Source organism: Microbulbifer thermotolerans (genome assembly GCF_900112305.1).
Lineage (GTDB): Bacteria > Pseudomonadota > Gammaproteobacteria > Pseudomonadales > Cellvibrionaceae > Microbulbifer > Microbulbifer thermotolerans.
In genome coordinates this window covers 317,018-341,302 of sequence record NZ_FOKT01000006.1, presented here as the reverse complement: position 1 = coordinate 341,302, position 24,285 = coordinate 317,018, and the positions used below count along the sequence as shown (strand labels likewise).

General features: G+C 52.4%; 17 protein-coding genes. 1 reads left to right on the top strand and 16 read right to left on the bottom strand.

Annotated elements, in window-relative coordinates; all coding sequences use genetic code 11:
• The first annotated feature begins 99 nt into the window (after nt 1–99).
• Nucleotides 100–1,545: an aldehyde dehydrogenase family protein gene (locus tag BM155_RS11840; protein WP_074903293.1), complete on the top strand. Its 1,446-nt coding sequence runs from the start codon at nt 100–102 to the stop codon at nt 1,543–1,545.
• 248 nt (nt 1,546–1,793) lie between these two features.
• Here the strand turns inward: BM155_RS11840 and BM155_RS11835 are convergent, their stop codons facing one another.
• The 16 genes from BM155_RS11835 to BM155_RS11760 form a co-directional block, all read right to left on the bottom strand.
• On the bottom strand, nt 1,794–3,233 hold the full coding sequence (locus BM155_RS11835; protein ID WP_074903369.1) for a sulfatase: 1,440 nt from the start codon (nt 3,231–3,233) through the stop codon (nt 1,794–1,796).
• A 39-nt stretch (nt 3,234–3,272) separates the two neighbouring features.
• A complete protein-coding gene (locus tag BM155_RS11830; RefSeq protein WP_083421173.1) occupies nt 3,273–4,850 on the bottom strand; it encodes a sulfatase-like hydrolase/transferase in 1,578 nt (525 codons plus the stop codon).
• 12 nt (nt 4,851–4,862) lie between these two features.
• Nucleotides 4,863–6,320 carry a family 16 glycosylhydrolase gene (locus BM155_RS11825; RefSeq protein WP_074903291.1) on the bottom strand — a complete coding sequence of 486 codons (1,458 nt, stop codon included), beginning with the start codon at nt 6,318–6,320 and terminating at the stop codon, nt 4,863–4,865.
• Between the two features lie 295 nt (nt 6,321–6,615).
• Nucleotides 6,616–7,356, bottom strand: a complete 741-nt coding sequence (locus tag BM155_RS11820; protein ID WP_067157809.1) for a FadR/GntR family transcriptional regulator — start codon at nt 7,354–7,356, stop codon at nt 6,616–6,618.
• Between the two features lie 143 nt (nt 7,357–7,499).
• On the bottom strand, nt 7,500–8,237 hold the full coding sequence (locus tag BM155_RS11815) for a FadR/GntR family transcriptional regulator (protein ID WP_067154058.1): 738 nt from the start codon (nt 8,235–8,237) through the stop codon (nt 7,500–7,502).
• A gap of 60 nt (nt 8,238–8,297) precedes the next feature.
• A complete protein-coding gene (locus BM155_RS11810; RefSeq protein WP_074903289.1) occupies nt 8,298–9,278 on the bottom strand; it encodes a DUF4862 family protein in 981 nt (326 codons plus the stop codon).
• A 212-nt stretch (nt 9,279–9,490) separates the two neighbouring features.
• Nucleotides 9,491–10,144: a 2-dehydro-3-deoxy-6-phosphogalactonate aldolase gene (locus BM155_RS11805; RefSeq protein WP_217641524.1), complete on the bottom strand. Its 654-nt coding sequence runs from the start codon at nt 10,142–10,144 to the stop codon at nt 9,491–9,493.
• On the bottom strand, nt 10,141–11,262 hold the full coding sequence (locus tag BM155_RS11800) for a 2-dehydro-3-deoxygalactonokinase (protein ID WP_139223245.1): 1,122 nt from the start codon (nt 11,260–11,262) through the stop codon (nt 10,141–10,143). Before BM155_RS11800 ends, BM155_RS11805 begins: the two co-directional genes overlap by 4 nt.
• A 145-nt stretch (nt 11,263–11,407) precedes the next feature.
• Nucleotides 11,408–12,571, bottom strand: a complete 1,164-nt coding sequence (locus BM155_RS11795; RefSeq protein ID WP_067154067.1) for a mandelate racemase/muconate lactonizing enzyme family protein — start codon at nt 12,569–12,571, stop codon at nt 11,408–11,410.
• 14 nt (nt 12,572–12,585) lie between these two features.
• Nucleotides 12,586–14,019, bottom strand: coding sequence for an NAD-dependent succinate-semialdehyde dehydrogenase (locus BM155_RS11790; protein ID WP_067154070.1), 1,434 nt, complete (start codon nt 14,017–14,019; stop codon nt 12,586–12,588).
• Between the two features lie 334 nt (nt 14,020–14,353).
• The gene (locus BM155_RS11785; protein ID WP_074903285.1) at nt 14,354–15,133 is read right to left on the bottom strand and encodes an SDR family oxidoreductase; all 780 of its coding nucleotides are present in this window, start codon (nt 15,131–15,133) and stop codon (nt 14,354–14,356) included.
• A 147-nt stretch (nt 15,134–15,280) separates the two neighbouring features.
• Entirely contained in the window at nt 15,281–16,972 is a 1,692-nt protein-coding gene (locus BM155_RS11780; RefSeq protein ID WP_254773182.1) for an MFS transporter, read from the bottom strand.
• Nucleotides 16,973–17,247: 275 nt separating this feature from the next.
• Nucleotides 17,248–18,150, bottom strand: coding sequence for an SMP-30/gluconolactonase/LRE family protein (locus BM155_RS11775; protein WP_217641521.1), 903 nt, complete (start codon nt 18,148–18,150; stop codon nt 17,248–17,250).
• Nucleotides 18,151–18,289: 139 nt separating this feature from the next.
• Nucleotides 18,290–19,453 (bottom strand): mandelate racemase/muconate lactonizing enzyme family protein, encoded by a 1,164-nt coding sequence (locus BM155_RS11770; protein ID WP_254773181.1) that lies wholly within the window; start codon nt 19,451–19,453, stop codon nt 18,290–18,292.
• A gap of 16 nt (nt 19,454–19,469) precedes the next feature.
• Nucleotides 19,470–20,813, bottom strand: a complete 1,344-nt coding sequence (locus tag BM155_RS11765) for a sulfatase (protein ID WP_254773180.1) — start codon at nt 20,811–20,813, stop codon at nt 19,470–19,472.
• Nucleotides 20,814–21,067: 254 nt separating this feature from the next.
• Nucleotides 21,068–23,596, bottom strand: a complete 2,529-nt coding sequence (locus BM155_RS11760; protein WP_139223244.1) for a TonB-dependent receptor — start codon at nt 23,594–23,596, stop codon at nt 21,068–21,070.
• Between the last annotated feature and the right edge of the window lie 689 nt (nt 23,597–24,285).

The window sequence follows — 24,285 nt, the reverse complement described above, 5'->3', positions numbered from 1 at the left end:
TGTCCAGGCTAAGCCATTGGCAGTGACCAGAGCCCCCGATGGAAACACCATCCTACTTTAGCAAATACCACTAACAGAACGATAAAAAGTGAGGGAAAAATGACTACCGGAGAAATGAGCTATCAATGCTATATCGATGGAAAATGGATAGATAGCGAACAACATATCGCCGTGGAAAACCCGGCGACCGGAGAAATCTTCGCCAGGGTTCCCGATTGCACCACTGAACACGCGGATGAGGCCTTGGCCTCTTCACAGCAGGCCTTGCAAAGCTGGAAAATGCTCCCCGCAATCGAACGAGGCCGACACATCTTCCGCTTAATTGAAACTCTAAAGCCAAAACGAGACCATTTTGCCCGGCTCTTAGTGCTAGAACAGGGAAAAACCCTGAACGAAGCCTATGGTGAATTTGACGATACACTGACGTATCTCACCTACTCCGCAGAAGCGGCACGAAGACTGGAAGGAAAGATATTTCCGTCCGATAACGCCGGAGAGCAACTTTGGATACAAAAAGTGCCCTATGGCGTTACCATCGGCCTGTGTGCTTTCAACTATCCACTTGCCTTGATTGGACGCAAAGTCGGCCCCGCACTGGTTACCGGAAATACAATAATTGTGAAACCTCACGAAGCAACTCCGGTTACTGCAATGGAATTCGCCAAAGCCGTAGAGGAAGCCGGAATCCCGCAAGGCGTCATCAATGTCATTAGCGGCAGCGGAATTGCGGTCGGAGAGCACCTGGTCAAAAGCCCTATCACCCAGCTTGTCACTCTAACTGGCAGTATACGCGCGGGCCAGGCAATCTGCCGTGCGGTGGCGGAAAACATCACTGCTGTTTCCCTGGAGTTGGGGGGAAAAGCATCCTTTATCGTTCTCGAAGATGCAGATATCGACAAAGCCGCCGATGCTGTAGTTACCTCCCGTTATGCCAACTGCGGCCAGGTCTGTATTTGTGCAGAGCTTGTTCTGGTCCACGAAAAAGTCGCAGAAGAGTTTACCCGCAAAGTTGTAGAGAAAGTGAAGCAGCTCAAAGTCGGCGACCCAATGGACAACCCGGATATGGGGCCATCCGTCACCGCACAGAATCTTAACCGGGTAGAAACCATTGTGCGTGACACCATAGAATCCGGAGCCAAACTTGCGTGCGGCGGCGAGCGCCCCCAGGGTGCTCAATTTGAGAAAGGAAACTGGTATCTACCCACCGTACTCACTGAGGTCACACCGGATATGGCAGCCGCCCGGGAGGAGATATTTGGCCCGGTATTACCAATCGTCAAAATTAAATCCTACGATGATGCAGTGGCAATCAACAATCGCCGTGAAGACGGACTCAGCTGCTACTTATGGACGAACGACTACCGCACCATTATGGACGGAATTTCGCGCCTGGAAGTTGGCACTGTCTTTGTGAATAAACAGATTGTGGGCTATATCCAGGGCTACCACTCTGGGCATAAGCGCAGCGGTATCGGTGGCGAAGATGGGGTTTACGGTATCGAAGGATATCTTCAAAAACGCACGGTTTACCTTGACAGTAATTGAGCTGTCTCGACCTATGTGTCTATAGGGCGGCAGACAGATGCCGCCTTAGGAACAACGCCCCGCCTCCCATCGCAGAATCTATATCCCACCAAAGATATGTATATTTCAAAAACCGCCCCAATACATGTTCACCCTTCCATCCCTGATAGAAATATCCTGTATATTCATCAGAGGCTACTTACCAGATACAAAAAAGCCGCCTTTTATTTGGCGGCAAGTTTAACTCTTCAGGCGAAGCAGTGCCGGCACTAATCAATAGAAAATGTTTTGTCAAATCGAGGCATGCCTGCCTGACGCCAACCTGCCCCTTCTTCAGAGATATGAAACCAGCGTGGCTGTGCGTTATCCCAAGACCACTTTTCCATTTCTCTTACCATATCCCGAAGCAGGACAGGATAATTTTTAGACAGATCTTTTTTCTCACCCACATCCTCGGCAATATTAAACAGCTTCCATTTTTCCTGCCCGTATTTAACCGCCTTCCATTGATTACGTCGCACTGCGGCATTGCTATAGCCGGTATAGTGACGCAACGCAAATATCAATTCATCTTTATGTGGGTCAGATCCAGACTGAATTGATGGCCATATATTTTTTCCATCTAATTTCTTTTCCGATGGAATTTCCGCGCCCGCCAAAGCAGCAAAGGTTGGGTAGAAATCCAATGCCTTGACGGGATATTTGAAACGACTCCCCGGGGTTATCTTTCCAGGCCAGTACATCAACATCGGAGAACGAAATCCACCCTCATAGACGCTTCCCTTCCCTTCTCTCAGTGGGAAATTGCTCGCTCCTTGCGTTAACTTGCCGCCATTATCGCTCAGAAAAATAATAAGTGTATTGTCCAGTTGATCGGTTTTGCTCAATGCGTCGACCAGTCTCCCAACTCCGCGATCCAGTGCATAGACCATCCCAGCGTATGTTTTTCTCTTCTTGTCTTTAATATGAGAAAATTTCTCCATATCTTCCCGCTTCGCCTCCAGCGGCACATGGGGAGCATTGTACGCCAAGTAAAGGAAGAAAGGATTTTCTTTGCCCGCCGCCTTTTCCACAAATCTTACCGCCTCTCTGGAAAGCGCATCGGTTATATACTCGCTTTCGTCGACCGCTTTGCCATTGTACTCCAGAGGCAATAGATAGTGATCAATATTGGTCACCCCCTGCGCCAGCTGATCAGCATAGGCTTTCTTAAACTCCTCAGGAAAATATTTATGACCTCCCCCCAGGAACCCGTAGAACTCATCGAACCCGCGACGATTTGGATGATACTCCGGAGCTTCGCCTAGATGCCACTTCCCCACTGCACCCGTGTAGTACCCATTTTCATTAAGTAGCTTACTAATAAACTTTTCCTCTGTAGGCACGCCAACGAAGGAACCGCGTACCGGAAGATTAAACTGCGCGCCTATTTTGTGCGGGTAGCGCCCCGTCATAAGCCCTGCCCGGCTGGGCCCGCAAAACGGATGCGCTGTATATGCCGCGTCAAAAACCATGCCCTCACTGGCGAGCTTATCAAGATTCGGGGTGAAAATGTCTTTAGATCCATTAAAACCCACATCGGCATAGCCCAGATCATCCGCCAAAATAACAACAATATTTGGCCTGTCGCTATCTTCTGGGGAAAGCGCTGTGACACTTAGCGAGACAAGAAAAATTGATATAAATCCTATAAACTTTTTTATTGTCATTTTTAATACTATATAAAAAGAAAACAACTTGACTATTATTTAGTTCATCACAGAGTTTTCTCTGCCTTCCAATTCGGAATAGTGATTCATTTGCGCATTAAACTTCTCCAACATTGGGTCCTGACTGGCTTCCAGCTGTTCGCGCATGAGGGACACCATGTGCAGAAGTTTTTTGCGGTATTTTGGATTGTCTACCTGGTTGTTGATTTCAACCGGATCCTTGCTCAGATCATACAGCTCATCGCGGATATCTCCGGGATTCCAGACAAACTTCAGTTCCGGCGTGCGCAGGGCGCGTATTCCAAACCAGGCTCCGTTGTACCATTCATAGGCATATAGAGCGATATCTTTGCGGCCTTTCTCCGCATTATCTCCCTGCTCAATCAAAGGATTCAGGGATCGACCGTCTTGTACTCCGTCATCGGGCAGCGCCATAATTTCAGCCAGGGTCGGAGCAATATCGAGCATGGATACTTGACGAAGAACGGATTTCGGCTCTACTTCCGGATTCCGTATCATCAATGGCATTCGCATCAGCTCATCGTAGGCATAAGGCCCTTTGTCATATAAGCCATGCTCACCCAACATGCTCCCCTGATCACCGAGGAATACAATATGCAGGTCGTCGTAGACGCCCACCTCTTTAGCGGTGTCCAGCACCTCACCGACAGCCCGATCAATCATGGCCATGGCGCCATAATAATAGGTGCGCATTTTCAACCAATCTTTATCGGTCATATGGCCTACATCATGCCAGGGCCAGAACGCATCCTCCTGTGACATTGGCTTATTGACCCGTTTAGCGAGGTGATTCGCTGGCAATTCCAGTTTTTCCGGATCAAACATGCTCGCATATGGTTCCGGCACTCGATATGGAGGATGGGGCTGGTCAAAACTGATAACACCGAAAAACGGACGTTCTTCCTTCGCGGCTATGCGCAGCATTTCCCGAGCGGCACGGACTTTCGCGTAAGTGGGCGTATCTTCATAGGAACCTGGCAGCGTCTGATAGTACTCAACCTTCTCTTGAAAGTAGTCCACTTGCCCCCTATCTGTGTTTAGACGGTAAGCATTATAGCGATCGATATTTGCTGCGATGCCATAGGGTGTAAGTGGACGCATAGCGCGCGACCATTTTGACTCCTTCACTTCGGCAACATAATCCGCTCCGCGGAGCTTGACACCCTGTGGCCCCAGATGCCATTTGCCCACATAACCAACAAAGTACCCGGCCTTTTTAGCACGTCCAATTAGCCCCTGCTCCGACAGAGACAGTTCGGAAAGGCGCGAGTGATACAAGCCGACGTTGTCATCAAGTCCAGTCCTATGCCCCCACCGCCCGGTAAATAATGCCGCCCGGGACGGAGAACATAATCCTGTCGTGGTCATGGCATTGTCGAATCGGACACTCTGCTCCGCCAGTTGATCAATGTTGGGCGTGGCCACCGGACCTCCGCGGTAAGAAAAAGTATCAAAGCGCATATCGTCAAACATTAAAATAAGGACATTTTCACGCTTCACATTTTCTTTTTCTCTGGCTTCCTGCACTGCCAAAGCATTTTTTGATATGGCGATACAAGTAATCGCCATTATCAGAATTGCGCGTAACCTGATCATTTTATGCCTCTTTTATTCTTTTTCGATGGCAATATCATCGATATACAGAACTCCGCTCCCGTTTTCCTGATCAGTAATGGAAATTTTCATAAAGTCTCCGCTGAGACTTTGCGGGTAATCAAATTCCTTATAAACCTTGATCCACTCTCCGCGCGCTAAACTCTGCAGATCAAATTCAGCAATGGGCGTATCCGTGCTGTTAAGTGATATAGATACCTTATCGGCAGTAGAATAGGGCTCCACCCAAATTTTTGCCGATAGCCGGTAATTTCCTTTTAATAGGTTGACAGAGTTTTCCGGTGCGATTGCTGTAGCCTTTGTGTTTTTTCCGCCCGTGTACTTCAAGCTCCAGGTACCTTTGGCAAATCTTTCGTTGCGCACCCGTTGCAGGCTCTGTGCAGACTGCTCATCTATAAGCCAGAACTTTTGATACTTATTGTTTTCCGAATTCTCCGGAACTAGATTTAACGGGCGGTTTTCTTGCTCATACAGAATTGGGCCTTCGAAGCCAAAGAACGCCCGGTCCAACAAATTGGACTCAGGTTTTTGCCATACACGAACATAGTCTATTTCATAGGTCGCCGGTAACTGATCTTCGGTCGGTAAGCCTTGCCATACAAATATTTCTGAGTCCAGCCATATCTCCATTGGATTCGTTAGCACCCAGTGTTCACCGACTTCTTCCTGAGTCACCTCGTGCACCAACTTTCCATCCAAATAAAACTTTAAGTAGTCCTCTCCCCATTCCGCACCATATACGTGGAACTCCTCTGCCACATTAAAGGACAAATCCGTTTTATGGCCGAATTTTCGTGTCGGCCGTACTGCGGGCGGTTGCCAGTCATGCACAGAGGCTTTCAAGGTATTGCCTTTGATATCGACATCCCCTTTCAGGGTCGGCCGGCCCATTTGTTCGTATATATCGAGTTCCTGCTGATAACCAATGGCCCAGAAAGAGCTGGTCATCGCCGCATCGGCGGCTTTTGATCGCACTTCCATATAGCCGTTCAGAAAACGCTTTTTACTTACCACGGCACCGGTTGTCACGGGGACCTTCTGCCCTTCGTGAACACCGTAGAAATTTCCCTCGTGCCCTTCGCCAACGGCAAAGCTATAGTCCGGCTCCCAGCGGGAAGTAATCTTCAGCATTCCGCCTTCAACATAGACATTGTGAGGCGCAAACTGCGAAGGTGCGCGCCCTTTCCAGATGTAGTAATCGCCGTTCTCGCCTTGCACGAACCACTTACTGCGGTCGAGTGAATCACCGCTGAATTCGTCACTGATATCCTGATTGAGTACCCAGTTACCGGTATTGGTCGGGTCCGATGCTGGAAGAAGCAGTTGCTTTCGCTGTGGTTCCATTGTTGCGGATTCCGGTGCTGTTGGCCGGCTGGCACCGTCGCACCCTGTGGCCATCAGTACACCCGCAGCGAGTACACTAAGTGGCAGTAGTTTGATTTGCTTGCTCACTTGGTCTTTCCCTCAGCCTCATCACTATTGTCACGCGCTGGTGAAGCACAGCGCTGATTATTTTTTGATTGAACACGCTCATGCCGACAAACCGACAGCGCCACCTCACAAGATAGAAATAATATAAACATATGATGTTTAAAGGCAAGACATGATTTTGCCGCTTACAGAGATTTTTAGAGGATGGAGTTAGCGAGGAGGGGGGATAGGTGTGTCGAAAAGAGAAAAACAGTAAGAAAACGCCGTGTTGGAGTTACAGCAACACGGCGCTGTCCGGTACCCGGATTGGCAACTGCTATGTGCAGGACGCCATTTCTCTGTAAAGGCGCTCAGCAGCGTCTTCCAATAGCTTGCTGGTAAGCTGCTCCGCCAAATCGCCGTCGCGGGCGGCAATCGCTTCCAGCACTTCACGGTGAAAAGGCACAGACTGGAGATTGCTTTCCCTGGTCTGGTTAGTGATTTTGATGCTGACCAACAGCGCCGAGTAGATGACACCTTCTATGGCAGTGAGTATATCGTTGTGCGCGGCACTGAGTATGGCCTTGTGGAACAGCGCATCGGCGACCACAAAACCTTCCGACGAACCGACGGACGCTTCCATCTGATCGCAGGCGGCGCGTATCGTGGCGATGTCTTCCTCTGTACCGCGCTCCGCGGCCCAGCGGGCAGCCTTCGGTTCAAAGGCAATCCGAATTTCCAGCAGTTGCTTCAGGAATTCGTGATTGGGCGGCGCAGACAAGTGCCACGCGAGCACATCGTCATCCAACAGAATCCAATCCGTTCTGGGGCGTACCCGTGTCCCAATTCCGCGCCGCACATCCAGCATTCCCTTGCTGACCAGAATCTTGACCGCATCCCGTATAACCACCCGGCTGACTTTAAAACGCTCCGCCAGCGCATTTTCTTCATCGAGAAGCGTACCGGTTTCAATGGCACCGGCAACGATACGGCGTCCCAGTTCGCGGGCCACCTGTACGGAAAGGCTCGGCGACATAGACGCCGAACGTTTTAGATCGTAGTAGACAAGTTCGCTCATGACATGCATCTAAACATAGCATCTTCAACTTGCCAAGCGTTTATTCCACCCGGGTTCAAACGGCAATTTCCCCAGCGGTATCAACGACCACCACCTTTGGGCAATCCTCCGCGGAATCAAATAAAAAACGGACAACAGCGCAATCAAGTTTCAATTGTTTCCAGGCGGAGACGGCAACTCGCGTCATTCAAGAGCTTTTCAGTGAGCGTCTCCGCCATATCCCCGTCGCCAGCCGCTATCGCTTCATACACTTCCCGATGAAACGTAACCGAGGCGCCGTTTTCCCGCGGATCTTTGTTAGTGACCCGGATACTGACCAGGAGCGCGGAGTAGATCACCCCTTCCATGGCGGTAAGAATACTGTTCCGCGCAGCCTTGATAATGGCACGGTGAAACATGGAGTCGGCGATCACAAAATCCTCCGCGGCGCCCCCCTCCTCAGCCATACGCGTACAGGCTGCCTCAATTTCAGCCAAATCCTCCGCTGTCGCACGCTCAGCAGCCCAACGCGCGGCCTTGGGCTCGAACGCCAGGCGAATTTCCATCAACTGTTTCAGAAACGCAGGATTTGGCGGTGCGGAGAGATGCCAGGCGAGTACATCATCGTCGAGCAGTATCCACTGGCTGCGCGGACGGACCCTGGTACCAATGCCGCGGCGCACATCCAACAGACCTTTGCCCACCAGAATTTTTACCGCATCGCGGATCACCACACGGCTGACCCGGTAGCGCTCGGCCAGCGCGTTCTCGTCATCAAGCAGGCGCCCGGGCTCTATAGCACCGGACACAATCCTTCGCCCCAGCTCTCTGGCCACCTGCACAGAGAGGCTTGGGGACATGGTCGGGGCACGCTTCAGGTCGTAAAAAATTAGCTCACTCACGGCACCAATTTAAACATAATATGTTTAAACCCACAATTGAAAATGCCTTTCCCGGGACCGTCAGATCACACCGCTCAGCTCCCGCTCCGTGCACATATCCAGCGCGGCCAGAGCATCGCGATTGTATGCTACCCGCTCTTCCGCATTTAGCTCCCGCGGACGCACCCCTATCTTGATCCCCAGAAAGTCCAGTCGGCGCCAGTCCGCCACTTCCAGGCTCTTCGCTATCTGCTCGGCGGTAAGCAGAGACGTCTCTGCAAAATGCCCTTCTGCAAAAACAGGGGCCGGCGGCATATGTGTGTCGCACCACGCACCATAGGGCGTTTCCTCCGGAGAAACCCCGGAGAACATGAGGCCGCGCAGAAGTCCGGCTTCCCTTGCCTGGCGCAGATGCGACAGAGGGCCCTCCACACTGCGGGCTTCGAGAGCGGAACGCCCCCAATTGATAGACAGGCCGATATCACAACCGCAGCGTTGGTTGACGGACTGTACGGCTTGTATCTCCTCTTCCAAGGTCAGAAATCCCTTCTCAGCCGCTGCGCCTTCAATGTGAGCATCGCAGTGCTCAATGACCAACTGCGCACCGTCCCAGTCCCAGGACTGGATCTCCTCCAGGGACGCGATCAATGAGGCTGTGGAAGAGGCCGCACGAGCCCGGTTCGGACTGGTGTGCAATTGAATAAAATCCACCGCCTTGCGCCCCAGTGACTGATTCAGTTTCAGCACCGCCTCGCGCATCTGTCGATAAAAAGCGATACCTTCTGCCCGGCCGATCGCATCGTCGGAAGCGATGCCAAAAGCAGCGTGATCGCCAAGGCGCAGCATAATTCCGGGGACACCGGTGAACACGAAATCCCATCCGGGATCAATGTTCTCTAAAAACCACTGATCATCATGAGGATGAAGATGGCCGGTAAACGGGTGCTCGATCCCGCGAATATTACCCAGTTGCTTAATGCCGTTGAGATACCGGGCCTGCAGCTCCGGCTGCCAGGTTTCGGTGACCGGCGCCGTCGCATAGGCCGCAAGAATATATTTCATAAATCCAGAGCTCCTGAAGCAGGTTGCTGTCGGTAAAAGGCAGACCGCAATAAGACCTCTGATGAATTCGCTCCTGGAGTTTCCAGCAGGGCCACTTCCGGGCGGCGCGTTCCAATGGTGGATTGTCCCCGCCGTACTCAGCCAGTCGGACAACCTTCCCGTCTGGCATCAATGTATCTAAAGCACCAAAAAGCGACGTAATCAGAGGTGCCCTATTTTACGCTCCGCACATACTCCCGGTATATCCCCACATAGCGTTCAGCGTTCTCGCACACTTGAGCGCAATCCATTCCCGCCCGGTACAAACCCGAGCCCAACCCAAAACCGGAGATCCCCGCATCCAGGTACTCTGGCATTGCCGCTGGTGCTATGCCACCCACCGCAAGCACCGGCAGATCCGGCATTACTGCGGCAATCACTTTAAAGCCTTCAGGCCCCAAACTACTGGCCGGAAAAATCTTCAAAGCGTCTGCGCCGGCGTCGGCGGCAGCCAAGGCTTCCGTAGGAGTGCAGAATCCCGGTACCGACACCAGACCCAGACGCTTGGTTTCCCGTATTACCGCCACATTGGTATTCGGAGAGATAATCACCCTCCCGCCCACATCGGCAACGGCCCGCACTTCCTCCACTGTTAGTACGGTACCCGCACCTACCAACACTTCCTTACCAACAGTCTGCGCCAGCATCCGAATACTCGAGTAGGGATCTGGGGAGTTAAGCGGAACTTCGATCACCTGAAAGCCGGCACTCCGCACGGCTTCACCAATGCCGATGACTTCATCCGGCGTCACTCCCCGCAAAATCGCGACCATTGGCAAGTCCGCAATATAGGTGGCAAATTCAGAGGCTAATGTTTTCACACTCACGGTTGCACTCCTTTAGTGCAGGTATCAATCATTCCCGCCTGTGTCGCAATAGCAAACAAACCATTGCGCACTGTATCGCTACCATCCAAACATCGACAATGAATGCCGCGTCGCTCCAGGGCAAAACGGTAAAGCTCGGTTAAATTACCGCCCCCCACAAGGGTGACGCGGGCAGGCATTCCGATACTGTTTACCACGGTATGAATCTCAGTGCCGATTAACAAACCGGATAGGTAACTGCGCACTTCCTCCGGTGCGAGTGTCAGGCTGCTGTTCGTAACAGCGGAAATCACAGCGCTGCGCGCACTGAACAATGTATGCAATAAATCCGGGTACGCGCTTGCGGTATCAACGCCACGCTCAAACACATGACGGCTAAAAGTGTCGGTAGGTGACACTGGAGACTCCTGGGGGATAGCACGCCCGATGATACTTTTTTCAACCAAAAGGCTGAAAAGTTCACCCGTCATAAAAGTGGTGAAATCACTGATACCGGTTTCTGATTTGTCACGCCCCCCTTCAAGCTTTGAAAGACGCACCCATTTCGAGTGGGTACCCGGCAGGCAATAGATGGGAAATTCCGTGCAGGCGGGGTCCGTCTCTTCATCTTTCAACGACATACGCACGGCGCCGAGGAGCTGAACTTCTTCACCGCGCATCACATCGGGCAAGCCGTTAAAAGAGACACCTCTGATTCCCGGCACTATAGCCATTGGCAGTCCGACGCTATTGTCGACCTTACACAACTTTCTCCCCAGCTCAGACAAGGGCAAAGGGCAATCCACATACCCCGCATCCCTCCACCCCTGTGCGCTTCCTACCATACCGGCCATCAATACCGGCATAGGTCTCTCCTGCAGCCAGGCAGTGATCTGCCCCAGCAAAAAGGTTTCAAATTCAGACGGTGCTAGTGTCAGCATACCCTGGGGCTGCAAACGCTCGGCAAGCACCCGCCCCTCCCGATCCAGTAGAAAGGCGCGAAAGTTTGAGCTGCCCCAATCGACCGCAATAATCGCTGGAATGTCTGTATCTGTATTTGGCATTGAGAAATCTATAAGGGGGTCGCGCCCCGTATGGAATAAAACCGTGAATAACCAAGCACCGTCAAAGAAAAACACATGTAGCAGGTAGAGAGGGCATTACCGCTGAATGTGGAAATTGAAACGAAAGAGGCACATTCACACCCGTAAAAAATATTTTATCGTCTACCCTTCCCGCACATGAACCACAGCGCTATACAAATTTCCCGAGACACCCGGTTTTTCAGGCTGTTACTTCAAAATGCTTGATAAACGCCCGGTCCGGCTCAATTCCCAATCCAGGCCCCTGGGGCAGACCCACAGTTCCGCCACTGGACCGGACCTGTTCAAGAATATTCAGCGGCTCTGTCAGTAATTCTTCGCGGAAGCGGTTTGGAGTAGTGTCATACTCCAGCATCGGCTGAACCGGATGCGCGGCACCGGGAATATCGGGCAGCGCGGCCAGAAGGTGCAGATTTGTCCCTACGGCTACCGCCGAACCCCATACGTGATTAACCACAGGAATAAAATGCGCACTCGCCAGAGCCAGCACCTTTTGATATTCGGTAATTCCACCCAGCGCGCAGACTTCAGGTTGAAGAATGTCAACACAGCGATTACGAATCAGCTCTCGGTGCCCCCAACGGGTGAACTCGCATTCGCCCCCGGATATATTAATATCCAGTGCCTCGCAAAGCGTTCGATACCCTTGATAATCTTCTGGAGCCACCGGCTCTTCGAACCAGTCGACGCCCAACTGTTCAAACGCACGCCCCATAGGTATGGCTTCCCGTGTGGTATAGGCGTGATTTGCGTCGACCATAAGTCCCACATCCGAACCAATAGCGCTGCGCACGGCTTCCACTAGTTCGATATCCTTTTTCTGGCCTAAACCAACTTTCATTTTCATGGCTCTGAAGCCCATCTCGCGAATGGCCGCGGCTTCCATTTCGAACCGCTGCTTCAAATCCGGCACCCGTTGCAACATCATACCGTAGCCATAGGCCGGTATCCGTTCCCGAAAAGCGCCACCAAGCAATTGATACACCGGCAAACCCAGCGCTTTTCCGGCGATATCCCAAAGTGCAATATCCACACCGGACAACGACTGAATGGGCATCCCTTTCTGGCCGTGATCGCGCAGGAGGTTGTACACTTTGTGCCAGATCAATTCCCGATCCATGGGATTCATCCCCAATACCATGGGCTGAATCACTTTTTCCACAATAACCTTATTGGCGAAAGCGACATCCCCGCCACCAAAACATTCTCCCCATCCAGTGATGCCTTCGTCAGTCTGCACTTCCACCAGGTGCGTGGTGCGCTTTAGATAATATTGCTGTGAGTACCCCAACTCCTCCTCAAGGTCATACTGCAGAACGTGGCTGACGATCTTTGTGATTTCCATGGCGCTTCCTTCAATCAGTGTTCTATGGCCCGGGTTACACGTTTTATTGCCAAATAGTCGTCCAGTGCCAACGGTGAACAGTCCACACCAATCCCGGACTGTTTGACGCCGCAGTGCGGCAGGTCAATTGCGTACTTGATACCGTTTATCTGCACTTCGCCAAAGCGCAGTTTTTCCGCACACCAGTCCGCTTTTTTCCGGTCTTGAGTAAAAATAAATGAGGAGAGACCGGCTTCAGTGTCGTTGGCGGCGGCAATGACGGCTTCGTCGTCATCGAAGGTCAAAAGACTGATCACAGGTCCAAAAACCTCCTCCCGGTAAATACGCATCTTTTCACTGACTCCGTCGATCACTGTCGGCGCGTAAAAACTTCCGCGCTCCACACCCTCGGGCCGGCCGCCACCGGTCAACAGCCGCGCCCCATTTGCGACGGCATCCCGCACCAGCCCGTGGATCCGCTCCCAGGCGGCACCGTCGATCACTGGCCCCATATCGATATCGCCATGGCGGTCATAGCCCACTTTAACCGCGTGCGTGCGCGCCAAAACTTTTTCCCGAAAGCTGTCCACGACTTCGCTGTGCACAAAGACCCGGTTAGGGGTAACGCAGATTTGTCCCGCATTGGCAAACTTGACCCCGCACACAACATCCGCAGCCAGATCCAGATCGGCATCCGGGAAAATCAACACCGGGGCATTGCCACCCAGTTCCATGGAATAACGTTTGATCGAGGTGGCGCCATTGCGCATCACATGCATTCCGGTCTGCGTGGAGCCAATCAATGTGATCAGCGCCGGAATAGTGGATGAAGAAATTGCATCGCCAATTTCGTGGTCCACACCGGAGATGATATTCACCACACCCGCAGGAAGACCGATATGCGCGCAGAGCTCGCCTACGGCGTAGGCGGACAAAGGGGTTTTCGATGAAGGCTTGATAACTATCGGGCAGCCTGCGGCCATCGCCGGACCGAGCTTGTAGGCGAGATTCAACAGAGGAAAATTCCAGGCCAAAAACGCGGCCGCTACACCAACGGGTTGCCGGGACAACAGGTGTACATGGGTACCATCTCTGTCCACAAGGGATTCCGCATGTATACGAGATATTTCTTCTGCGTAATAGGCGAGACTGTGGGCTAGCATGCGGAAATCTTCCTCGGTGGACGCCCACGGCTTGCCCATTTCGAGATGAACGCATTCCCGTAAATGCTCTTCCGTGTCCAGCACCGCCTGGCGCAAGCGCTGCATCCACTCCACTCGCTCTGCAATACTGGTTCCGGACCAAAGCGGAAAAGCGCGCTCCGCCGCTTCCAGAGCTAAACAGGCATCCGCAACACCCGCCTCGGCAACCCGCCCTACCACCTGTTCGGTAGCGGGATTCACCACATCCATGGTGGCATTACCTTCACATAATTCGCCACCGATATACATACACTTGGAAAGCGTCATAAATCCCCCTATAGGCCCCTCACCAGCGTGTACAGCGGCAAAATCGTGCTATACCCGGTGTTCGTCTCGCGGCAATCTGGCATCTGTCAGGCGACAAGAACCGCTATTGCCGTTGCCGACAATTTAAACATATGATGTTTATACAAACAAGATGTTTTGCCTACACCTCAATACAGGCACACGGCAATGAATCCTATTCTCCGTGTAACAACCCGCAGCCCTGATACACCGAATGAGTCCGAGCTAAAGAAAAGAAAAAAAGAAAAAAGCTGATCCGCAAGAGAGATCAGCGCAAAAACTTTACACGCGAGGTACAAAGTAAAGAGATAAGTGATTAATCGTGGTAAACCACCGAGCGGCCGCCGTCTACAATCAGACTCTGTCCGGTCATAAAGCTGGATTCATGACTGGCCAAAAACACCGCCGGATAGGCAATTTCCTCCATACTGGCATTGCGCCTGAGCGGATGTATTGTCGCGATGGCGGCCCGCGCGGCATCCGGGTCACCCGTTGCCTCCCAGGCTTTGAAGGCATTTGGGGTTTCCACCATGCCCGGGCAGAGAGCGTTCACTCGAATATTGAAAGGGCCGTACTCCACCGCAAGATTGCGGGTCAATCCGATGATCGCATGCTTGGTTACTGCATAAGGAAAATACTGCGGAACGATTTGGAAGGCATGTACAGAACCGATATTGATAATGCTCCCGCCACCCGCTTCTTTCATCAGGGGCAAAACTGTGCGGCAACAATGCCAATAACCATCCAGATTTACCGCAAAATTGCGCCTCCAGGCATCATCCGATACAGACAACGCATCTTTCCCCACCTCAATCAGCGCTGCGTTGTTCACCAGAATTGAGGGATTCCCCAAGCGCCTGCAGGTCTCGGCTACCATAGCCTGTACAGCCTCCGGATCCGCGACATCCGTATGCACGAATGTCGCTCCCGGCCCTTCCCTGTTCAGGCGGTCGGCCGCTTCCTGACCCAAGTCCGCATTAATATCTGCGATACAAACTTTTGCCCCTTCGGCCAGGTACCGCTCGGCGATGGCGCGGCCAATGCCGTCTGCCGCACCGGTAATAATTGCGATCTGATTTTTCAGTCGCGCTGACATCTGCCACCTCACAAACTCAACTGGGGAACTTCTGCTTTGGGCGCGTAACTGTTGTTATTGGTTGCGGAGCACTCAGGCAATACGATGGACATAGCGAAAACGTACAAACAAATCCCTATATCCAATGATATCGAACTGCCCATCTCATTATTCGCTCTTCCCCTCTGACCCAGGATCCGCTCTATCGCAGGGAGCAATCTCATCAGAACTTCCCTGGGAAGCGCCAGAAACCCGAGAATACACTAGGTCTTTTTCGATCTGCTCAATCGATTTGTTTTTTGTCTCCGGCAGCAGAAACAGCATGATTATTAAACCCCCGAACGCGAGGGCACCATAGTTCAGGAAGGTATTGGCTGCCCCCAGGTTCTCCAGCTGCCAGGGAAAGAACTGCTGAATCAAATAACTGGAAATACTCTGTACCAAGGCGGCAAATGGCATCGCTACGCTGCGCACCCGGCTGGAGAAAACCTCCGAAAAAATCACCCACATGACCGGTCCGATGGACATATTGAATGCGGCGAGGAAGGCGAAGATACCAAACAGGACAAAAATCCCATTGATATCGATTGTCGCGTTAATAATCGCCCCGCTAACAAGCGGGAGATCTTTCTTGGAGTAAACCGCTGCAAGATCCTGCTTCAACGCCACGTCATCTTCATACACCTTGCCTACAAAAGACTGCAGCGGTGCAGTGTCCACCTGTTGCGCCTGTAGGGTTTCCAGTGCAGACGCACTCAGCGTATAGTGGGCCGAGTCAAAACCGTACCAGGTGGAAACATGGGCAACGGCGATCAACGCCAGCCCCACCAGTGTCAGGAAACGGCGACCCAGCTTTTCCACGCAGGTAATGGCCACCAGGGTAAAAATTACCGCAACCGCACCCAGCACAACCGTCTGCATAAAACTGTCTTCCACGCTCATGCCGACCTGCTCGAAAACCGTCGGCGCGTAAAAAAGAACCGCATTCATGCCCGTGGCGCCTTGTACCACGGCGTAGCATACAGCCAATGCCAGTACCAGACGCATCGGTTTACCGAAGAGACATTTCAGCTGTGCAACTGTGGTATTTCGGCTATCCCTATCGATACTTTCGCGTACGCTTGCAACCAGACGGTCGGCGTGGGAGGCCGGACCCACTCTGGAAAACACATCGCGAGCCTCTTCAATGCGCCCTTGGGTCACCAACCAGCGGGGAGATTCTGGAATCGTCAGCAGCAGGGAAAACCAGATAATGTTTGGCAGTAGTTCGAATCCCAGCATAAAGCGCCAGACATTATCGTTATTCAGCCAACTGCTTTCCGCCAGAGCCTTAACCAGAAAAAAATTAACGATAAACGCCAACAAGCTGCCGATGGTGATCAGCAACTGATTGATCGCGACAAACTTACCGCGCTTATCCGGCGGAGCCACTTCGCCGATATACATGGCGGAGACGGTGATTGAGGCAAAGGCTACACCGCCGATAAAGCGACCGATCACCAGCATGGTATAGCCGGTGGCGAAAGCGGAAATTAATGTGGAGAGTGAGTAGGTTGCGGCAATGGCCAGCAGGATTTTTTTGCGCCCGAACCGTTCACAAAAGCCGCCGGTAAAAAACAAGGCGAGAATCACCCCGACAATGGCACATCCCACCAAAGTGCCCACCTGCATGGCCGAGAGCTCAAATTGTGAGCTGACAAACCGCACGGCACCAGAAATATTTGCAGCATCGAGGCCAAATACAAAACTGCCAAATGCGGCGATCAATGCGAATCGGGTGACGCTGCTGCCGGCATTACCCGCCACCTGGGAGACGCCGGCCACACCCATGGTGCCGACATCGGCTGTGTTGTTATTCATTTTACACCCGGTGAAAAACCGTTATTAATTATGCGATATATTTAAACATATGATGTTTAGATCAGCAATACCCAAGTCTACATCTCAGGCAATTCGACCTCGGCCACCTGGGGCTGTTTTTTTAAGAAAAGGCACTGCACAGGGGTGTGGAGCACCAATCCGCGCGATTGTGTAATGCGGGTCCGGCGTAGCGGCCCGCGGCAGAAAGCCGGCGGGCACCCTCCGCCGCCATAATTTCCTGCGCGCGGAAAAAATCTTGTGCGGAACCAGGCTTCTCAGGCCCCCTCCAGCACAACCGCAGGCTCAGGGCGCCCTTTCACTGCATTTTTAAAAACCAAGGTAACACCCGCGGGCGTCGGGGTATCCGCCGCATTCTCTACCCCGACGGCCGCCGTAGTAACATACAGGTCTGTATAGTCCGGCCCACCAAACGCCGGACACGTCGTGCGGGGTGTGGCCGCGAACAATGCGCCGCGCTCTTTACCGTCAGGTCCATAACAAACCGTACGCGCCCCGTCCCACAGGGATGTCCACAGGCCTCCATCCACGTCCAGCACTGCGCCGTCGGGAATCATTCCCTGTTCGCGAAAATCCAGAAATATTTCCGGTGCCCCCGAAGGCCATCCCGTATCGGGATCCAGAGCCAGGCGATAAATAAGGTTTTCCGCTGAGTCCGCGTAATAGCCCAAGTTGCGCCTGCGATCGAAACAGAGCCCATTGGGTACAGAGAGCCCCTCAACCAGTTTACGCAAAGTTCCCCGGTACCAACGATAGAGATTCCCGCAACCGGCCTCCCCGTTTTTACTCATGGTTCCTATCCAGAATCCGCCCCAGGGGTCGGCGCGGCCGTCGTTGCTGCGGTTGGAAGGAATATCCGGTTCCAGTGTACACAAAAGCTGTTTCTGCCCGGATTCCAAGTCAAACAGATTGAGTCCACTCTCGCAGGCGACCAAAAGACGCTCTCGATCTACCCAACCAATGGCGGTAGGCATTTCCCCCAATTCCCATGCCTGAGCCCCGTCAGGCCCTTTGCCCAGCAGCCGTCGACTAAGGATATCCACCCAGTACAGAGTCTCCCTTTGTGGATGCCACAATGGACCCTCACCCAGGCTGCACTCCCGCTCATCAAATATTTCAGGCCGAATAGCCGCGGCCTCACCGGACACTTGATTGGTCACGATTGGATTCTCCTTTGATGCGGCGATACCTTGCCGAGATAAGCCCAGGCCACAGGCCAGCAAACTCAGCAACAACTGTCTGCGACAAATAGGAAGTCGTTGGTTTATATTTTTCATCAATCACTCTGCGGTATGTGAATCACCAATTGGTGACAGAACCATCGGATTTCCGCAGATGTGGCGCTTCTGCGGCAACTGGTGGCGATGCGCGAAATGCCGCTTCATTGACTTCCACACCGAGCCCGGGCAAATCCGGCAGTACAAATGCGGTTTTATCCAATGTGTGCTGAACAGGAAACAGAGCCCGGTCGTGAAAGCCGAAAGTACAGAAAGGCCCCTGGTGGGTCTCCATCAGGCTGAAGTTGGCTACCGCTGCCGCAAAGTGGTTTGAAGCGGCGGTACAAACCGGACCCAGCGGATTATGCGGCATTACGTCCACATAATACATCTCCGCCAAAGCGGCGGCTTTCATTGCCTCGGTGAAGCCACCAATATTGCACACATCCACCCTCAGGTATTGGGTGAGGCCACGTTGTACAAAGGGCACCGCAGCCCATTTGGAGCTGAATTCTTCGCCGATCGCAAAGGGCACGTCTGTCATGCTGCGCAAAGCAGCATAGGCATCCGGCGACTCATTGCGGATCGGCTCTTCCAGGAAGTCCAGGGTTCCCGGAGCCAAACGCTGACAAAACGATGCCGCCTCGGCGACACTGAGACGGTGGTGATAGTCTATTCCGAGGGTGATGTCGGGGCCGATTATTTCCCGCAACATACCGAGACACTGGGCGGTTCGGGCGATGGATTCAGCGGGCTGGAAAAATTCTGGATTATTAAAGCCGGCGGGAATAACACGGATACAGGTCCACCCCAGGTCGATCAGAGCTTTGACTTCTTCGGCCAGCGCATCCAGGTGATCGGGGTCGGCTTCGGTATAGCAGCAGGCAAAACAGGGGATGCGTTCCCGCTGTTTTCCACCAAGCAGTTGATAGACGGGAACCTGCAGAGCCTTGCCGACAATATCGTACAGGGCAATATCGATGGCGGACATAGCCGCAGTCAGCACTCTACCTCCCTCAAAGTACTGACTGCGATAGATCTCCTGCCACAGACGGCCGATTTGCCGCGGGTCCTTCCCGCGCAGAAACGCCGCGAAGTGTTTCACCGCACCGATGACCGCGTGCTCGCGGCCGGAGAGTCCAGACTCGCCCCAGCCCACCAGACCGCTCTCGGTAACCACCTTGACCAGCAGCTGGTTTCTGCTGCCCACTGCGCCAAATAAGCTTTCTATGGATTCAATTTTCAAAGCATTATCCTCAGGCTCAGGCATCCGGCTTTTTTGGTACACGGTATTGATCCATGCGGTCGATATCGTATTTTTCATACTTGCGCTTTAGCAGCCAAAGCGGGCGCTGCAGGGTCAGCTCCCAGGCAAAGAGCTTCTTGAACATGCTCCGCACTCTCTGCGGATGCACCGCCGCAAGGTCATTCTGCTCGCCGATGTCCTCTGCCAGGTTATAGAGTTCCGCCGGGCGGTCTGGATAACGGATCAGCTTCCAGTCGCCGTCACGAATTACAGCCCGGGTCTCCTTTTTCCAGAACAATGTCTGGTGTGGACGTCCGCGCTTTTCCCCTGTCAGATAGGGAATCAGATTGACACCATCTAGAACCGACGCATACTTTTCTCCACCCGCGGCTTCGTAAAAGGTCGGCAACAGATCCAAGGTGGATACGGGAAAATCGTAATCAACGCCGCCAGCCAACTTCTCCGGCCAGCGCATCAGGAAGGGAACCCGCAGTCCGCCCTCCAAGTGATTGGATTTGGTTCCAGCCAGAGGATAGTTGCTGGACCCGTTTTTATCCGACGGGCCGCCATTGTCATTGGAGAAAACGACGATCGTATTTTCCGTCAATCGCAATTGTTCCAGCTGGTCCATAACGCGCCCGATTCCCCGGTCCATGGCCAAGGTCATCGCCGCCAGCTCACGGCGCTTACCGGAAAGCTGTGGGAAGCGACGCATATCTTCCTCCAGCGCCTCCATTGGCGTATGTACTGCGTTAAAGGCCAGGTAGACGAAAAAAGGCTTATCGCGGTTTTTGCCGATGAAATCTACCGCTTCATCGGCCAGCACATCGGTCAGGTAACCTTCATGCTCTTCATAATGGCCAAATCCACGTTCTAACTTTTTATCAAAGGCAGCCTCGACATTGCCCAGCGGATTCGCCTCATCATATTTAAAATAACTGCGGTCGCCGCCGCGAAATCCATAAAACTCATCAAACCCCCGCTTTAACGGGTGGTAGCGGTCCGCGTCTCCCAGGTGCCACTTTCCGATCATAGCGGTTCTGTATCCACGATCTTTCAGGTATTCCGCCATGGTTTTCTGTTCCAGAGGAAGACCCATCTCCGCCCCCTTGAGCGCTGAATTTTCACTCATGAACCCCGGTACATTAATCTCTTCGTAACCGAACCTCTGCTGGTATTTTCCAGTCATCAGACCGGCTCGCGAAGGACCACAAGTGGCGTCCGATACATAACCCTGGGTAAAACGGATCCCCTCAGACGCCAGCTTGTCCAAATTGGGGGTCTGCATCACCTCGCTACCCTGGAAACCAAAATCGTTATAACCCGCATCATCGGCTAGTATTAGAACGATGTTGGGCAATCGGTTTTTATCCTTGCCATCGGCACAAGCTAATTGAACAAAAATGAATGACAATAAAATGAGTAGTAATTTTTTCATTGCACTAACCATACAGGTATTTTCCCGTTATACCGGTTATTTCCCAGCCGGATTTCAGGCACCTATAACCCGAATATCAAACGGCCATAAATTCCGCAGAAAAAAGCCCCTGAGCATCCGGACAAACAACCAGAAAGGCATCAGGGGCTAATTACAACATCGATCCTAAAATGGCATCAGAACATATAAGTCACACTGGCACCATAGTAGCGCTCATAGTCTCTCGGGTAGAACAATGCCTGATTGCCATACTGGTCGAGGTACTTGAAGGTAGTGTAGCTCTCATCCAGCAGGTTTTTAACAAACAGATTTCCGCGCAGTTTGTCGTTGCCGATACCAATATAGAGGTCCAGGACATCGTAATCTGCGTTCGGCTCAATACCCTGCGCAATCATGTTGGCAGATGGAGAAAAATCACCCTCATAGCGCCATACCATATTGACATTGGTATCCCAGCCGGTTTCGCCAATCTCGCGATTGTAATTGATTGTGACCAATGCCTGCTCTTCCGCATTGTTCGGGAATGGCAATCCAGTCTGATCGAAGACAATTTTTCCTCCGAGTGAACTGCACCGGTCCGCGAGGCTACCCCCGGGGCAGTCCACCGGAGTATCGGCAAAATCCTCGTAGGTTGCTTCATAATTGGCATAGCTTGCAATCAACTTCAAATCAGAGCTGAGCTTGTACACCATGTCGGCTTCAATGCCGGTAGAGCGAACCTCGTCCGCGTTTACATATCCGGAAAAAATGGTATTTGACGCTTCATCAATCAAACGCGACGCGCGCACCTGGTAGTCTTCCACGGTCATGTCAAAGTACGTCAGATTGAAGTGCAACCTGTCGTCGAGCAACCGTGTGCGCAATCCGAACTCAATATTAGTCGACTGTTCAGGGCGGGTCGGAAAATACTCCGCCTCATCCGGATTGGTATTACTGGTCACAAAGTAAGACGGGCCCTTGTAACCGGTGGAGTAATTCACATATGCCCGGATATTCTCACTGAAGTCGTATCCCAGCACCGCCTTGTAAATAAAGTCTGAATTGGAATCAGAGAATTTTGATCCCGGGAGATCATTGCGCACCAGAGACGGATCTGTTTTGGACATCGCCAACACTTCAGCATAGGTTTCCATACCTGTGCCATCGACCGGCGGACGTAGCCAGAGAGCATCAAAGGAAGCGGAACTTTTCTCGTGCAGAGCACGGAATCCGAGTGTAGCATCTAAGTTGTCGGTAATCTGATATTCCAGCTGTCCGAAGATCGCGGTATTCGTGAAGTCTGCGGTAAAGTCACCCGAGGATAGGTTGCGGTCGGCCTGGAGCAAAGACCTGTCCTGCATACCAGTCGATTCGTAATGATCGATAAAGGCCAAGGCGGACGCATTGCTGACACAACCGATCATGACACCGTCCTCGATGACGCCTCTGGAACTAGCGCCGCCACCACCGACGCAACCGTCGGTAATTTCACTGCGCTGACCGGAGGTATCGTGGAAGAAAGCTCCTAAAACCCAATTTAAGGTGTCGTTATCAAAGTCACTGATCCGCAGCTCCTGTTGAATAACTTCAACCGACTCGTTACCGCCAAAATGCTCACGGTGTACAGGAAACTTGAAGGTGAAGAAACCGGAGCTGTTATTCAATTCGAAGTCCCGGTAACTGGCCAGATAAGTCAGTGATATGCCGTTGTCGAAGTCATAATTCACTTCGGTTGAGAGGCCGGAATTTTCGATAGTGCCATAGTTGGAAATCGGGTTACGCGCCGTTGCCGGTTCCCCATAATCATTAAACCCTGGTTCGGAATCTATTTCGTTATAAGCGGAGGCAGTGACAACACCGCCCTCAATACGCACCACAGGTTTGGGCCCGTAATACGGATCGGCCTCGGCTTTTACCATGGAGCAGCAATTGGTATCCCGCTCGGAGTAGTCCAGACGCACCAGTACATTGAGATTACTGCCGTCATCATAAGCCAGCTGTCCGCGCAGACCCTTGCTTTCTTCCATCCCCACATCTTCGCCGCCGGGATACTCGTTGCGAATCCAGCCATCCTGTTCTTTGTGCTGAATATTGACACGGGTCGCCCAGTGATCATTGATTGGCATATTGATCGCGCCACTTACCGAGCGGCCGTTAAAATCGGTCACTTCCGCCTTGACACTACCGTAAAAACTGTCGAAATCCGGACGTTTTGTCACATAGTGGATAACACCTGTAGAGGTATTCTGGCCAAACAGCGTTCCCTGGGGGCCACGCAATGCCTCAACCCGCTCCACATCGGCGATAGCAAGGTTCATCATGGACTGGCGCGGCAGCACCTCGCCATCCACAACCACCAGGTTGGATGACTGCAGCCCAATGGAATTGGTGAAAGTGCCTATACCGCGGGTTTTCAGTGTAGTAGTACGAATTTCGTTGCTGTCATCAATACCGAAGCCTGGAAGATACTTAACAATATCGAATCCAGTATCCACACCCAATTCTTCAACCACGTCGCCCGACAGCACCTGCATGGAAACCGGTACATCCTGCACGGATTGCTCGCGCTTCTGCGCGGTTACCACCACTTCCTCCAGGGCGTCAGACGGCCTGGTTTTCGTCTTGGCTGCAATCTCTTCCGCAATGGCAACATTGAATAGTGTGGCTACCGAGCAACATCCGAGCAACACCGCACTGCGCATGGGGCTTTGACTTTTATTTTTCACGCCTTCCCTCTCATCTTTTTATATTGAATTATTTTGGCGGGCGCTCACCTTCCCGAGGGAACCTGTGAACAATTCGCATGCGCCCCGTAATACGTTTCGGAGCCTGGGGCAGTGGAGCGAACACCATAAGGCATAAGTGCTTCCCTGTATCGCCGCCGGTCACCTTTCTGTAACTAGCTGTTGCGCAGTGCCCACCCCATCACTTTAAAGTCCCATTAACCTGAAATATATCCTTACCTTCAGGTGCGAATTCATCAGAGCTCCCCAGCCAGCACTACCGGCCTCGGCAAAGCTGATCGCCCAATAGCTCGCTCGCGCACAAAGAACGAGCGAATGGTTAGACATCCTGCCCCTTACAGGGGCTGCGTACGGAGCAAGACATCATGGATTCATAATATACATGTAAACATATGATGTTTGTCAATAGATTACATTCCAGTATGATGAGAGGGCTAGTGACACGGCCCGCCTGTATGGCCGACAAGACATAAGAAAAGCGAATATGTACAAAAAGCCCCTCCTGCCTGTAATGCTGGCAGTTGCGCTGATGTTGCTCACTTTCGCGGGATATTTAGCGCTTTTTCCCCAGCCCGCCCGGCAAACCGGACTCCCCGCGAATGAAAAACACCCCCGATCAGCCGCCCAAAGCCAGTACATAGGTTCCGCAGTCTGCTCAGACTGCCATCAAC